The 13,080-nt window shown below is 60.7% G+C and carries 10 protein-coding genes; 2 read left to right on the plus strand and 8 right to left on the minus strand.

What is annotated here, in order from left to right; translation table 11 throughout:
* Positions 1-253 precede the first annotated feature (253 nt).
* Positions 254-1,264 carry a LacI family DNA-binding transcriptional regulator gene (locus ACCD05_RS12405; RefSeq protein WP_413392964.1) on the plus strand — a complete coding sequence of 337 codons (1,011 nt, stop codon included), beginning with the start codon at positions 254-256 and terminating at the stop codon, positions 1,262-1,264.
* Positions 1,265-1,267: 3 nt separating this feature from the next.
* Here the strand turns inward: ACCD05_RS12405 and ACCD05_RS12410 are convergent, their stop codons facing one another.
* The 7 genes from ACCD05_RS12410 to ACCD05_RS12440 form a co-directional block, all read right to left on the minus strand.
* Positions 1,268-1,909, minus strand: a complete 642-nt coding sequence (locus tag ACCD05_RS12410; RefSeq protein WP_413392966.1) for a ThuA domain-containing protein — start codon at positions 1,907-1,909, stop codon at positions 1,268-1,270.
* Positions 1,910-1,999: 90 nt separating this feature from the next.
* Entirely contained in the window at positions 2,000-4,006 is a 2,007-nt protein-coding gene (locus ACCD05_RS12415) for an aldo/keto reductase (protein ID WP_413392968.1), read from the minus strand.
* 50 nt (positions 4,007-4,056) lie between these two features.
* On the minus strand, positions 4,057-6,195 hold the full coding sequence (locus ACCD05_RS12420; RefSeq protein WP_413392970.1) for a beta-galactosidase: 2,139 nt from the start codon (positions 6,193-6,195) through the stop codon (positions 4,057-4,059).
* A gap of 19 nt (positions 6,196-6,214) precedes the next feature.
* Positions 6,215-7,360, minus strand: coding sequence for an ABC transporter ATP-binding protein (locus ACCD05_RS12425; protein ID WP_413392972.1), 1,146 nt, complete (start codon positions 7,358-7,360; stop codon positions 6,215-6,217).
* A gap of 52 nt (positions 7,361-7,412) precedes the next feature.
* Positions 7,413-8,264, minus strand: a complete 852-nt coding sequence (locus ACCD05_RS12430) for a carbohydrate ABC transporter permease (RefSeq protein ID WP_413392974.1) — start codon at positions 8,262-8,264, stop codon at positions 7,413-7,415.
* Complete coding sequence (locus ACCD05_RS12435; RefSeq protein ID WP_413392976.1) at positions 8,264-9,148, minus strand: carbohydrate ABC transporter permease; 885 nt, start codon at positions 9,146-9,148, stop codon at positions 8,264-8,266. Before ACCD05_RS12435 ends, ACCD05_RS12430 begins: the two co-directional genes overlap by 1 nt.
* 69 nt (positions 9,149-9,217) lie before the next feature.
* Positions 9,218-10,492, minus strand: coding sequence for an ABC transporter substrate-binding protein (locus ACCD05_RS12440; RefSeq protein WP_413392978.1), 1,275 nt, complete (start codon positions 10,490-10,492; stop codon positions 9,218-9,220).
* A gap of 172 nt (positions 10,493-10,664) precedes the next feature.
* Between ACCD05_RS12440 and ACCD05_RS12445 the strand changes: the two genes are divergently transcribed.
* Positions 10,665-11,840, plus strand: a complete 1,176-nt coding sequence (locus ACCD05_RS12445; protein WP_413392980.1) for an ROK family protein — start codon at positions 10,665-10,667, stop codon at positions 11,838-11,840.
* Positions 11,841-11,941: 101 nt separating this feature from the next.
* Here the strand turns inward: ACCD05_RS12445 and ACCD05_RS12450 are convergent, their stop codons facing one another.
* Positions 11,942-12,820, minus strand: a complete 879-nt coding sequence (locus tag ACCD05_RS12450) for a LysR substrate-binding domain-containing protein (protein ID WP_413392982.1) — start codon at positions 12,818-12,820, stop codon at positions 11,942-11,944.
* Positions 12,821-13,080: the final 260 nt, after the last annotated feature.

Consider the following 13,080-nt stretch of genomic DNA (forward strand, 5'->3'; position numbering starts at 1 on the left):
TAATTGACCAACGGCAAGGTTCGGCCATTGCCGCAACATCGGCCTGACGCGCGATGCGTCATCGCCTCAAGCCGCGGCTCGACGAGAGCCGCACGGCAAAGAGGACCACCAATAGCTGCGAAATCACCTCCCGGTGCCAGCCTCCTAGCTGACACGCATCATCGATTGAGCGCACTTGCTCAATCGATGAAGCAAGATTTGCCACTTCTCTGGTTTGATGTCAAGTTAGCGCCCGATACAGGAGATGAGAATTTTGAGTCTGGACAGGCAGCAGAAGCGAACAACGATCTACGACCTTGCGGAACTCGCGGGCACATCCGCGAGCGCGGTCAGCGCTGTCTTGAACGGAAACTGGAAGAAGCGGCGCATCAGCAAGCAGCTTGCCGAGAAGATAACGCGCATAGCCGAAGAGCAGGGTTACGCGCTCAACATGCAGGCAAGTCTCCTGCGTCGCGAGAAGTCGCACATCATTGGGATGATCGTTCCCAAGTACGACAACCGGTATTTCGGTTCGATCGTCGAGCTCTTCGAGACGATGGCGCGTGACAAGGGCCTCTTCCCGCTCATCACCTGCACGCGACGCGACCCCGCGCTTGAGATCGAGGCCGCTCGAACGATGCTTTCGTATCAGGTGGACTGCGTGATCGCGACAGGTGCGACCGACCCAGACAGGATCACCGAGCTCTGCGCCGCCGCCGGCGTACGCACGATCAACCTCGACCTACCGGGCAAACTCGCGCCTTCAGTCATTTCCGACAATTTCGCCGGCGCCCGCGAGCTGACGCGAAGAATTCTCGTCAGTTGCCAACAACGATTTGGCGCCATGGAGCCGCTGATGTTCGTTGGTGGACGCGGTGGCGATCACAACACGATGGAACGCTTGAGGGGCTTTCGCCAGGCACATGCGGATCACGGCATCGACCTTGAGGACCACAGGGTCATCGCCTGTGGCTACGCCCCCGAAAAGGCGCAAAGCGCGCTCCAAGAGCGTGCCGCAAGCGGTTTGCCGTTTTCGAGAGGCATGTTCGTCAATTCGACGATTACACTCGAAGGTGTGCTGCGCTGGGTGCGGCTCGCCGGACCTGTCAGCGAACAGGAATTCGCCCTCGGCTGCTTCGACTACGACCCTCTCGTCGCCCTCCTCGGCGACAACATCGAGATGGTCCGCCAGGATGTGCCGGCAATGCTGACCCGGATGTTCGAGCTCATTGAGCTCGGAAACTTCGAGCCCACCGTGTCCGAAATCCCGCCCGTTCTGAGGTAAGTGTTACCGTGCGGCCCAGAGAGCACCGCGCCTGAAGATTTCATACATCTGCGGCACATCGAATTCCTTGGCAGCATGGCCAAGCGATGAGTAGAAAACGCGGCCTTTGCCATACATACGCTTCCAGACAACAGGCATGGTGACGCCATCGATCCAATAAGCATGTTCACCGGTAAAGGTCGTCGTCGCCAGCACATCGTTCGACGGGTCGACATGCATGTAATACTGCTCGGAACTGTAGCGAAAATCCGCAATCCCCGCCATCAGCGGATCGTCCGGGCGGGTGATATTGACGGTGTAGTCGATAATGTTGCCGGGATGGGCGACCCACTGCCCTCCCACGATAAACTGGTAATCGGTTGAATCGCGAAAGCTGTCGCCGGCGCCTCCATGATAGCCGGCAAAACCAACGCCACTTTCGATCGCCTGCGTCAGACCTTTGACTTCCTCCTTCTCGATCTTCGACATTGTCACGATCGGCACGATGAGGCTGAAGTTCTTCAGGTCAGGGCTCGCAAACACGCTTGTCGTCTGCTCCACCAGAACGTCAAACCCCTCCTTCTCAAGGAGATCCCTGACGATGACCGAGCATTGCTCGGGCTCGTGGCCTGCCCAGCCACCCCAGACGATCAGCGCTTTACGCATCGTGTTTTCCTCCTGAATGTTACCTGCCAAGCATCCCGTCGACGAGAGATTGAGAAAGGGCAGCGGATCGATCCATCTGTCCGCTCCGGATCAACCGCGCTCAAGCCACTGAACCTCCGCCGGCGTCAGGCTTATCTGCGCGGCGTTGAGGCTGTGACGCAGCTCGGAAAGAGTGGCAGGACCGATCAACGGGATCACCGGCCACGGCTGGTTGAGCACATAGGCAAGCGCGATCTGGATCGGGTCTTTGCCAAGGCGCCGGCCGAGCTCCTCAGCTCTCGCCTTGCGCTCGAAGTTGAGATCGGAGTACCAGGCGCGGGCGAGCTCCGGGTCCGACATATTCCCCGGTGCGGATCGATCGGTGAAAAAGCCTCTGGCCTGGCTGGACCATGCGAAGTTGATGACCTTCTTCTCTTTTAGCCAGCCCTTCCAATCGGCATCGGACGAAGCAATGCATCCGGACCACACCGGATTGACCATCTCGGCGAGCGAGAAATTGTTGGAGAGCACGCTCGGTCTCGTTTTTCCCGTGCGCTCGGCATATTCAATCGCCTGGTCCATGCGCTCGCGCGTCCAGTTTGACCCGCCGATCGGGCCACGGATGCGCCCTGCCCGCACCTCCTCATCCATGGCATCGACGAATTCGCCGACCGGGATGTCGGGATTGTCGCGGTGCATGAAGTAGACGTCGACATAATCCGTCTGCATGCGTTCGAGGCTGGTGGTCAGCTGCTTGGCGATCACGTCGGGATAGCATAGCGGCGAATGCGCGCCCTTTTCGATGATCACCACATCGTCTCGCACGCCGCGACTGCGCACCCACTCACCAATCAGCCGGTCCTGCGTCCCCCCGCCATACTGGAACGCGGAATCGATGAGGTTGCCACCCGCCTCGTAGAATTCGTCGAGAGCGATCGATGCGCCAGGAAAGGTCGAAAACAGCATCATGCCGAGTGCCAGCATTGACGTTTCCTTTTCGACACCTGGGATGTGTGCTCTCGGCACCATCAGCTGCTTGCGGGTGAGCGCTTCGCCGGTCAACGTCCGGGTGCGGACAGCAGGCGTTTCCAGTCTGTATTCCAGGCCGATCGCCGCACGCCACTTGTCCATGACCTTGAGGTTGCCGAGCGTGTCGGCGGATGTCATGCCGGGATAGGCAAACTCGCGCCGTTCTTCCCGGATCGCAGCCGTGGCCGCATCGACCTCGAAACTGTAGACATGGCGTGGTTCGTCAACCGCGATGTCTTGCCGCTTGCCTGTGGCATCGAACAGCCGGATGATCGCGGTCCCACCCTGCTTGCCGGCGGCGAACCAGAACTGGTCGATCTCGATCGAACCTTCCGTACCGAAGATGCGCAGCACATTGTCCTGCGCCAGCGACACCGAGCAGGCGACTTCGGCGATCATGCCGTTCGGGAAGCGCAGGATGGCGGCGCTCCATTCGTCGACACCGGTCGAGCCGAGATGACCGACGGCGAAAACCTGGTCCGGCTCGATGATGCCGTGCGGTTCGGCAATGCCGGCGACGAGCCGTGCCATGGAAACCGGATAGCCGCCGACATCGAGAATGCCACCGCCGGCAAGATCATTGGCAAACAGCCGGTGGTCCTTCTCGAATGGCTTTGCGAAACCGAAACTCGACTTGATCATGAGGACGTCGCCGATCGCCTTGTCCTTCAAGAGCGCGATCAGCTTCAGCGTCAGCGGGTGGAGCCGATACATATAGGCTTCGCCGAGAAAGGTGCCGGCTTCGCGGGCGGCGGTCTGCATGGCCTCCGCTTCGGCTGCGGAAAGGCCGAGCGGCTTTTCGCACAGCACATGCTTGCCGGCCTTCGCCGCCTTGATCGCCCATTCGGCATGGGTCGGATGCGGCGTTGCAATGTAGATCGCATCAACATCGGGATCGGCAAGCAACGCCTCGTAGCCCTTGATGACACGCGCGCCGGGGAAGCGTTCGGCAAGGCCCGGCCGTGATGGATCGCGTGTTGCGATCGCTTCGACGCGTCCGGTTTTCGATTGGGCGACGCCTGCAAAGAAGTCAGCCGCGATCCGGCCGGGGCCAAGGATGCCCCAGCGAAGTCTATCCGTATCGGTCATGTCCTGTTCCTAATCTGTCAGGCCGCCGGCCTTCCCGGCGCCCGGTCGTTTCAAGAAAGTCGCACGACGGCGCAGCCGTAGCCGTCGAGCGTAAGCGTGCCGTCCACTGGGCTGTTCGCGTCGAGCAGATTGGTGCCAACAGGAACGCGCTCGATCCGGGCGGGCTTGTCCAGATAGTTCTGGATGAAGAGCAGGCGGCGATCGTCATTCATGCGCATCGTCACCTCGACCCCCTCGGGCAGATCCGCCACCAGCGGCGTGACACCAGCATCGGTAAGCAGCCGCTCGGAAAGCGCCTCCGTCAGATCCGGCGTGAGGTAGGTGCCGAGATAGACCACGCGGCCCTTTCCCACCGCACGGGATGTCGCCATCGGCGTTCCCTCGGCGTAACGGTTGGACCAGATGGCGATGGGCTCGACATCGGCAGCGATCGCAAGGTTCTCGTAGAAATGGCCGGCCGCCAGTTCGCGGTTGCCGATCTTGAAACGGCGTTCGCGCCGGTGCGATTCCGCCGGACGATTTGGCGGCACGACGAGACCGCCGGAGCGTTCCATCACCTCGAAAAGCCCCTTGGCGCCAAGCGCTGTCAGCCGGCCGAAATCCTCGACACGCACGCCGGTCAGCCGCGAGAGCGAGGATCCCGGTGCCGTCTCGCGGATGACGTGGTTGTTCTCATCGCGCGTTCCCGTGCGGGCGCCGATCACCACCGTGCCACCCTGCTCAGCAAAGGCTTTCAGCCGCTCGGTCCATTCATCCTTCCACATGACCCAATGCGGGATGTAGAGAAGCTTCAGCTTCGAAAGATCGTCCTCGGGATGAATGAAGCCGCAGGCAATGCCACGATCATAGCAATATTGATGCAGCAGCACCGCATCGTCCTGCGGGCTCGGAAGGCCGATCGAATAGGTCTTATGCGCCTCCTGATTATCGAAATCGGAACCGGCGATGCCGACATCCATGCGCACATAGGTGCCGAGGATCGTGTCTTTCAGCGCCGTCATCTCGGTGGCGAATTGTTTCGCCTCCTCGTAGCGATGGCGGCCGATGTCATCGTGATCGATGATGCCCATCCAGTAGATCTCGGCGCCGAAATGGGCCGGGCGCCAACGGAAGAACATCAGCCCGTCGGCACCACGCGCGACCGACGACATGGCCATGCGCCGCATCTCGCCTGGTTCCGGCGTCAGAGTGCAGAAGCCCGGCTGGCTGCCGAAGCCGGATTGCTGTTCCGGTACGATGTAGTTGCCGGAGAACCCACGGCAGATGTCGAGATGCAGCGCCTGAACCTTGGCGTGGTTGCCGATGCGCTGGAACTCGTCGTAGAGCATCGGATAGAGGTCGTAGCCGACGAAATCGAGATCGGTGGTGAACTGACCACGAAAGTCGATGTCGCGCAGGCCGCCGAGATTGTGAAAGACGAACCATCGGGCGTTGACGCCGCGCAGGATTTCGACCTGATCGTGCTGGAAGCGCGCCGTCGAGAAGGCTAGGAAACGGTGATAATCCTGCAGATGTCCGGGGCTCGGGAAGGTCGGTCCAAAATCGATGGGCAGCACGACCTGATCGAAACTCTGATAGGCCGTCGCCCAGAAGTCTCCGCCCCAGGCATGATTAAGCTTGCCGATCTCCCCGAATCTGTCGGCGAGATAAAGCTGGAATTCGCTGAGCGTCGTGTCTGAAAAACTCTCCGGCATGCTCGTATTGAGCTCGTTGTCCGTCTGCCAGCCGATGACGCTTTCATTGTCGCGGTAATGCTCGGCCATGGCCTTGGTAATGCGCCGGCTATGCTCGCGAAAGACGGGGCTTGCGGTGTCGCAATGCTGGCGCGAGCCGTGGCTCATCGGCCTGCCCTTGCCATCGACCCGCAGGATCTCTGGATGGGCGACCGTCAGCCATCGCGGCGGCGTGGCCGTCGGCGTGCACATGATCGTGTCGATGCCGTGCCTGGCGAGAACGGCGATTGCCCTGTCGAAGAGATCGAAATCGAAGCGACCGAGTTCCGGCTCGAGGATGTGCCAGGCGAATTCCGCCATACGCACGACATTGAAGCCGGCCTTGGCCATGCGCTCGGCATCGCGCTCCCAGTAGCTCTCGTCGACATGCTCGGGATAATGCGGTGCGCCCACGAGGAAGCGATCGGTCTTCACCGGATTCCAGACGGAGATTTTTGCTAATTTCTGTTCAGACACGATCGTCGATCCCAATCTTTTACTTGTCGAGGATTGTCTTGCGGGCGCTGATCGTGCGTCCGCCATCCGATGCGAAGAGATAGAGTTCGTTAGGGTCGAGCTTCAGCGTCACCGTCTGGTCCGCCTTGAAGGGCGCGACATAGCTGAGCTGGACGGTGATATTGCCGGTGCCGCTTTCCGAGGCGACGGTGCGAAGGTTGCCGGCGTCGACATAGAGGATCGTCTCCCGGCCGAGATGCTCGACGAGACGGATGGTGCCGCCGACGACACCGCTCGACGATCCGTCCTGCACCACCGAGATGTTTTCCGGGCGAACGCCAAGCGTCAGGCTGGCCCCCTTCTGCGGCGCCGCCGGATTGGCGAGCGTGACCGTCACCGGCGCGAGGCCCGGAGCCGAAACGCGGACCTCATGTCCCGAGACGTCATCCACAGTGACCGAGAGGAAGTTCATCCGCGGCGCTCCAAGGAAGCCCGCCACGAAGAGATTGTCGGGATTTCGGTAAAGCTCGAGCGGCGAACCGACCTGCTCGATATTGCCCTGATTGAGAACGACGATGCGACTTGCCATGGTCATGGCTTCCACCTGGTCGTGCGTCACATAGACCATGGTCGCGCCGAGCTCGGCATGCAGGCTGGAGAGTTCGACGCGCATCTGCGTGCGCAGCGCCGCATCGAGGTTCGACAACGGTTCGTCGAACAGGAAGACATCGGGTGAGCGGGTGATCGCCCGGCCGATCGCCACGCGCTGGCGCTGGCCGCCGGAGAGCTGCTTCGGTCGTTTTTCCAGCTGGTCGGTAATGCGCAGGATCCTGGCTGCGCGGGCAACGGCCGCGTCTATCTCGGCCTTCGGGCGCTTGGCCATGCGCAGGCCGAACCCCATGTTCTCGGCGACCGTCATGTGCGGGTAAAGCGCATAGGACTGGAAAACCATGGCGATACCGCGGTCACCAGGCTCCTCGCGACTGACATCGCGCCCGTTGATGAGGATCTGCCCGGAGCTGATCCCTTCAAGACCGGCAATGGTTTTCAGGAGCGTGGACTTGCCGCAGCCGGACGGGCCGACCATGACGATGAACTCGCCTTCGGCCACCGAGAGATCGATCCCTCTCAGCGCGTGATAGGCACCATAGCTCTTGTTAATCTGTCGCAGTTCGAGGCTGGTCATGCTTCCTGGCTCCCTGCTTTGAAAAATCGAATAGTCGGCTGGTTGCGCGTGATCATCCCTTCACCGCTCCCATCGTCAGGCCGGCGATGAAGTGGCGTTGCATCAGGAAGAACATCACGACGGGCGGGACGGCGACGACGATCGTGCCGGCCGAGATCAGGTTCCATGCGGACACCCATTCGCCGCGCAGGTTGGCAAGGCCGGCCGTGACCGGCTTGACGGAATCGCTCACCGTCAGCACCACCGCCCAGAAATAGTCGTTCCAGATGAAGGTGAAGAGAAGGATCGCGAGCGCGGCGAGTGCCGGACGAACAAGCGGAACGGCAACATGGATCAACGTCTGAAATGGCGTCGCTCCCTCGGCTCGCGCCGCCTGGAACAGCTCATCGGGCAAGGCCGCGATGAAGTTGCGCATGAAGAGCGTGGCAAAGCCGGTCTGGAAGGCGATATGAAAGATGATCAGCGCTGTCGTCGTATCGATGAGATCAAGCCGGACCATCAGGTCGCGGACCGGGATCATCATGATCTGGTGTGGCAGGAAATTGCCGCCGACGAAGAGCGCGAAGATCAGCATGTTGCCGGGAAAGCGGTATCGCGAAAGGACGTAGCCGGACAGAGTGCTCAACACCAAGACACCGATCACCGATGGAATGGTGATCGTCAGGCTGTTGATGAAATATTGGCCCATCGGCGTCTGCGTGAAGACCGCCTTGTAGTTGTCGATCAGGCCAAACTCGGTCGGCCAGCCCCAGAGGTTCCCGCCCATGACGTCAGCCGTCGAACGGAAGGAGGTCAATATGATCGCGAAAAGCGGGCAGAGCCAAAGAAGCAGGACGACCACCACCAGAAGAAAATAAAACCGGCGATGCCAGACGGCCGTCTCGGGAATTGGACGAGGATACATCAGCCACCCCTCTCTTCGGTGCGGATGATCCGCGACAGGTACCAGACGATGAACGCCGCCATGATCAGGAACAGGATCGATGCGATGGCCGCGCCATATCCGAACCGGTAAGAGAAGATCGACTGTTCGAACATCTGGTAGGCAAGCACAGAGGAGGAACCGAACGGACCGCCGCGCGTCATCACCGACACCATGTCGAAGGAGCGAAGCGCGCCGACGACGGTGACCGCGATCGCGATGAACGAGACCTGCGTGAGCTGCGGAAGGACGATGTGCCAGAGCATGCTCCATCCCCGCGCGCCATCGACACGTCCCGCCCCGATCAGCTCCTCGCTTAGATTGTTGAGGCCGGCGAGATAGAGGACCATGCAGAAGGTGACCTGTGGCCAGAGTGCCGCGATCACGATCGCGAAGGTTACGAAGTGCTCATCCGAAAGCACCGCGGGAGCGACGGCTCCGAATGCCTTGAATATCAACGCCAGAAGTCCGAACTCCGGTGTGTAGACCCAGGTGAAGACCACACCGACGGTGACGGATGCGAGCACCAGCGGGATGAAGAACAGCGACTTCAGGAAGCGCATGCCGCGGATCTTCTGATTGACGAGCAGCGCGATGGCGAGCCCGAGCGGCGGTGCCGCCATGAACATGACGAGCCAGATCAGATTGTTCTTCAGCGACGTGTAGAACTGCGGATCGTTGTGGAGCTCCAGATAGTTGCCGAAGCCGATCCAGGTCATCGGCCCCATTCCGTCCCAGTCGTGCAGGCTGATCCACAGACTGCGGACGGCCGACAGAAGAATGACCGTGAAGAACAGGATGATCGCGGGAGCGATCAGCAAAGTGGGGGTGAGCCACCATCGCTGGCGGCGCCATAACATCAACATTGGTCAGAACCTCTGGAGGAAGTGAGGGAGCGGAACCGCAACTCCGCCCCCTGGTCGTCGGGAGGAGAACTAGATCTTGTAAATACGCTTGCGGGTGCCTTCGAGGCGCTGCAGGATCGCCTGGCGACGATCGGGCTTGGCCATGAATTCCTGGCAGCCGACGAGACCAGCCTGCGCCATATCGGGATCGCTGTCGCGGTCGTAATATTGAGAGGTTCCCTTGACCTGCTTCAAGGATTCCACCGCCGCGTTGACAAGCGGATCCTTGCTTGGCGGCAGGTCGTTGCGCGGCGGAACGTTACCGCCGGGCTCAAGATAGGTGGCAAGGTTTTCCGGCTGGTAGAAATAAGCTAGGAATTCGCGCGCGCCCTGCTTGTTCTTGCCATTCGTCGGAATGTGGACCGAATTGAGCGAGAACTCCTCGAAGCGAGGGACGTTGGTATCCAGCGTCGGGAACGGCGCGAAGGTAAGCTGAGGCAAATCGGCCTCGGTGAAGGCCGCCCGCAGGAAGGCGCCGAGATTCATCATCCCGGCCTTCTTCTGGGCGAGCAAGGCCGCGGCCTCCTGCCAGCCGAACGAGGTGTGGTTCTGCGTGAACACCTCGTTCTTGATCATGGCTTCCCACTGATCGAAGACAGGGGTCAGCGACGGATCGAGATAGCTCATCTGGCCGTCCATCAAGGCCATGTGCTTGTCGAGACCGTTGATACGAAGGTTCATCTGATCGAACCAGCCGGCAGCGGGCCAAAGTTCCTTGGTCCCCATTGCAACAGGTGTCAGGCCGGCAGCCTTCGCCTTGTCGCAATAGGCCGAGAACTCCTCGGCCGAGGTCGGCATCGTCAGACCATTCTGTTCGAACACGTCCTTGCGATAGAACATGCCCCAGAGCGTGCCGCCGGTCGGCAAGCCGTATTGCTTGTTGTCGACGGTAACGGCGCCCGCGCTCGCACCGAGCACATCCTTGTACTTTTCCTTCTCGAACAGATCCGAGATGTCGTCGAAAAGGCCGCGCTTGACGAAGGCGCGCATGCGGTTTCCGGAAAACCAGAAGCAGACGTCGGGGGCGCCGGCGGTCAGGTAATTGCGGATCGCGGTCTTGTGGGCCTCGTGGTCCATGTTGTTGACCACGACCTTGGTGCCTGCCTGCTTGCCGAAGTCCTCGGCGATCTTCTTCAGCGCTTCGAGCGCCTTGCCGTTGCTTTCAGCGGAAATCACATTGACTTCCTGAGCCTGCGCAATCGCGGGGATCGGGAAGCTGCCTGCCATCGCTGCCACGGACGCCAGTCCTGTTCCCTTCAGAAAGGTTCGGCGCGTGGTCGATGAAAAATGTTTGGAAAATGCCATTGAATTCCTCCCAGTTGAACTGATCAACACGCCCCGGCGGCCGTCCTCCACAACGAGACACCGGGTATTCAACGTGCCGACCACATCATTCCGAGTTGATCGACGGGGCAAATTTATGCATAGATCATCCAGCGTCGCAATAGTTAATTTACAAAATTAAGGAACTCGCATCGTGAAGCTCAAGGGCGACCCGACAACAACCAGAGCCCTCAATCGCCGCCTGATCCTCAATCTTTTGCGGCAGGAGGGACCGAGAAGCCGCGCCGAATTGGCGACCTTGTCGGGTCTCAGCCCCGCTGCCGTGACCTTCGTGGTCGCCGATCTTGTCGAGGAAGGCATAGTCAAGGAAGGCGAGGCGATCTCGGGCATGACCGGGCGACGGCCGATTCCCGTCCAGATCGACTATGACCACGGCATCGCGATCGGGTTCAAACTGATGCTGGGGGCCGTGGAGTGTGTGGCGACGGATCTCGCAACGAACCCGATCGCGACCATGCGACTGGGGCTCGGAGACCATGCTCCCGACGCTATCGCGGATGTCCTGGCCCGAGCCGTGCCCAGGCTTGTCGCACTTGCCCAGCGTCCCGAGGCGACACTTGCCGGTATTGGCATCTCGATGCCTGGGGTCATCAGCAATGATCAGACGTCGTGCGTCCGAAGCAATCGTTTCGACTGGAACGATGTGCCGCTCGCCCAGATGCTTGCACAGCGCGTCAGCGTGCCGGTCTGGCTCGAGGACGACACCAATGCCTACGCGATCGCGCAACAATTGTTCGGTCTGGGTCGTCAACACAGGAATATGGCGGTGCTGGCGGTCGGTGTCGGCATCGCCTGCGCGCAGATCATTGAAGGCAAGCTGTATCGTGGAGCAAATGGCGCGGCCGGCAAAATGGGTCATACCCTTTTCGAGCCGAATGGCAGACCATGCGAATGCGGCAAGCGCGGATGCCTTATGGCCTACCACTCCGAAGCGGCGGTCGTGCAGCGTTGGCGCGAGGCGACTGGAGGGCGCGACAAAGGGCCGACGGAGTTGCGCAGCGCGCTCGCCGCGGAAGACCCGGTGGTCGTGGGCCTGGTCGAGGAGGCTGGCCGGTGCATCGGAACCGCATTGGCCAATATCACAAACGTCACGGATCCGGAGGTGGTTGTTGCTGGTGGAGAGGCCGTCTCGCTAGGGGAGCATTTTCTGCGTCCCCTTCGAAGAGCGCTCGCCGACGGCGCTTTCCGAGCACCGCCTCCCCTTCTACTGGATTGGAAGGATAATTCCTGGGCGCGGGGCGCTGCGGCCCTCGTCACTCAACGCATGTTCGATTTTGAACTGTCCGGAGGGGTGACGGGCAGACATTGAGGCTCTCGCAGCGAATTGATAAGGATAGGGCTGCAACGCACCCACGCTGCACAGAACTCGACGAATGAATACCAGCTTCCCGCGACTAAAGCTGCCTAGCGCTAAGCTTCACTCACCGCAGCCAGCAGCCAATCGCGAAATGCGCGTACCACGGGCCTTGCCTCGTTGCGCTGGGGGTAGACGAGGAAGTGGTTTGCCTCGGTCAGCGCCACCGTCCGACCGGCGAATGGCTGCACGAGCCGGCCGCTCGACAGTTCGCGCTCGGCGAGTTTGACAGCCTCGAGGCATACGCCCATGCCATCAGCCGCTGCCGCGATCGCCATGAAGCTACGATCGAAGCGAAGCGCGGGCTGTCGCGGCATCGCGGATCCGTTGGCGTGAAACCAGTCCGACCAGCTTACATTCTTGATCATGCTGCGGATCAACGGCACACGATGCAGATCCTCGACCGTCTGAAGCTGCAGTGCCATTTCAGGCGTGCACATCGGCTGCACCTCCACCGGGCCAAGCGAATGGATGACCAGCCCCTCGTGGTGATCGTTCAGGCCATAGACGATATCGACGTCGAACTGGTCCTGGGCGAAGTGCACGGGCGTCGTGTCTGCCGAGATCGTCACCTCGAAACCCGGATTGTCGATCAGAAACCTGTTGAGACGCGGCGCCAGCCACTGCGCCGCGAAACTCGGGGATGAATGCAGGCGCAGCACCAGCGACTGGCGGGCGGATAGCGTCTCCATCGCGCCGCGCAGCAACGCCATGGCCTCGACGACGGGTCGCTGGAACATCAGCCCATCGGCGGTCAGTCGCAACTCGCCGTGGCTGCGGTCAAAGAGAAGCGTGCCGATCTCTCGCTCCAGCTTGGTGATCGCATGGCTGACGGCGCTGGGCGAGAGGTTCAGATCCTTGGCGGCCAGCTTGAATGAGAGATGCCGCGCCGCGGCCTCGAAAGCCGGCAGCCCGCCGATTGGAATCCGCTTCATCAGTTGTCGATCCGTCCGTTTCGCAGTCGCGGCAGGGCTATGACATTTTGTCACCTTGCGAAAGCGAAATGAGAAAATTTCACCCGGCCGGATATGTTTTCACCCGCGGCCATCATTGCTTGTCCAGACAATGTCAACGGCGCAAAACGCGGCGTCACTTTGACCCGCGTCAATTTGCGCGGGCCTTCCAATCACGCCGACCTTTGCCGCGAGGCATCGTCTTTCTGTGAGGCAATCTTGTTATCTAATAGAGGCGCGAA

It is taken from the genome of Rhizobium sp. Rhizsp42, from assembly GCF_047304155.1.
Taxonomy (GTDB): domain Bacteria; phylum Pseudomonadota; class Alphaproteobacteria; order Rhizobiales; family Rhizobiaceae; genus Rhizobium.

Excerpts from the sequence above, each read along its gene's own strand:
- ACCD05_RS12410 (WP_413392966.1), bottom strand. The coding sequence starts at position 1,909 with ATGCGTAAAGCGCTGATCGTCTGGGGTGGCTGGGCAGGCCACGAGCCC.
- ACCD05_RS12415 (WP_413392968.1), bottom strand. The coding sequence starts at position 4,006 with ATGACCGATACGGATAGACTTCGCTGGGGCATCCTTGGCCCCGGCCGG.
- ACCD05_RS12425 (WP_413392972.1), bottom strand. The coding sequence starts at position 7,360 with ATGACCAGCCTCGAACTGCGACAGATTAACAAGAGCTATGGTGCCTAT.
- ACCD05_RS12430 (WP_413392974.1), bottom strand. The coding sequence starts at position 8,264 with ATGTATCCTCGTCCAATTCCCGAGACGGCCGTCTGGCATCGCCGGTTT.
- ACCD05_RS12435 (WP_413392976.1), bottom strand. The coding sequence starts at position 9,148 with ATGTTGATGTTATGGCGCCGCCAGCGATGGTGGCTCACCCCCACTTTG.
- ACCD05_RS12440 (WP_413392978.1), bottom strand. The coding sequence starts at position 10,492 with ATGGCATTTTCCAAACATTTTTCATCGACCACGCGCCGAACCTTTCTG.
- ACCD05_RS12450 (WP_413392982.1), bottom strand. The coding sequence starts at position 12,820 with ATGAAGCGGATTCCAATCGGCGGGCTGCCGGCTTTCGAGGCCGCGGCG.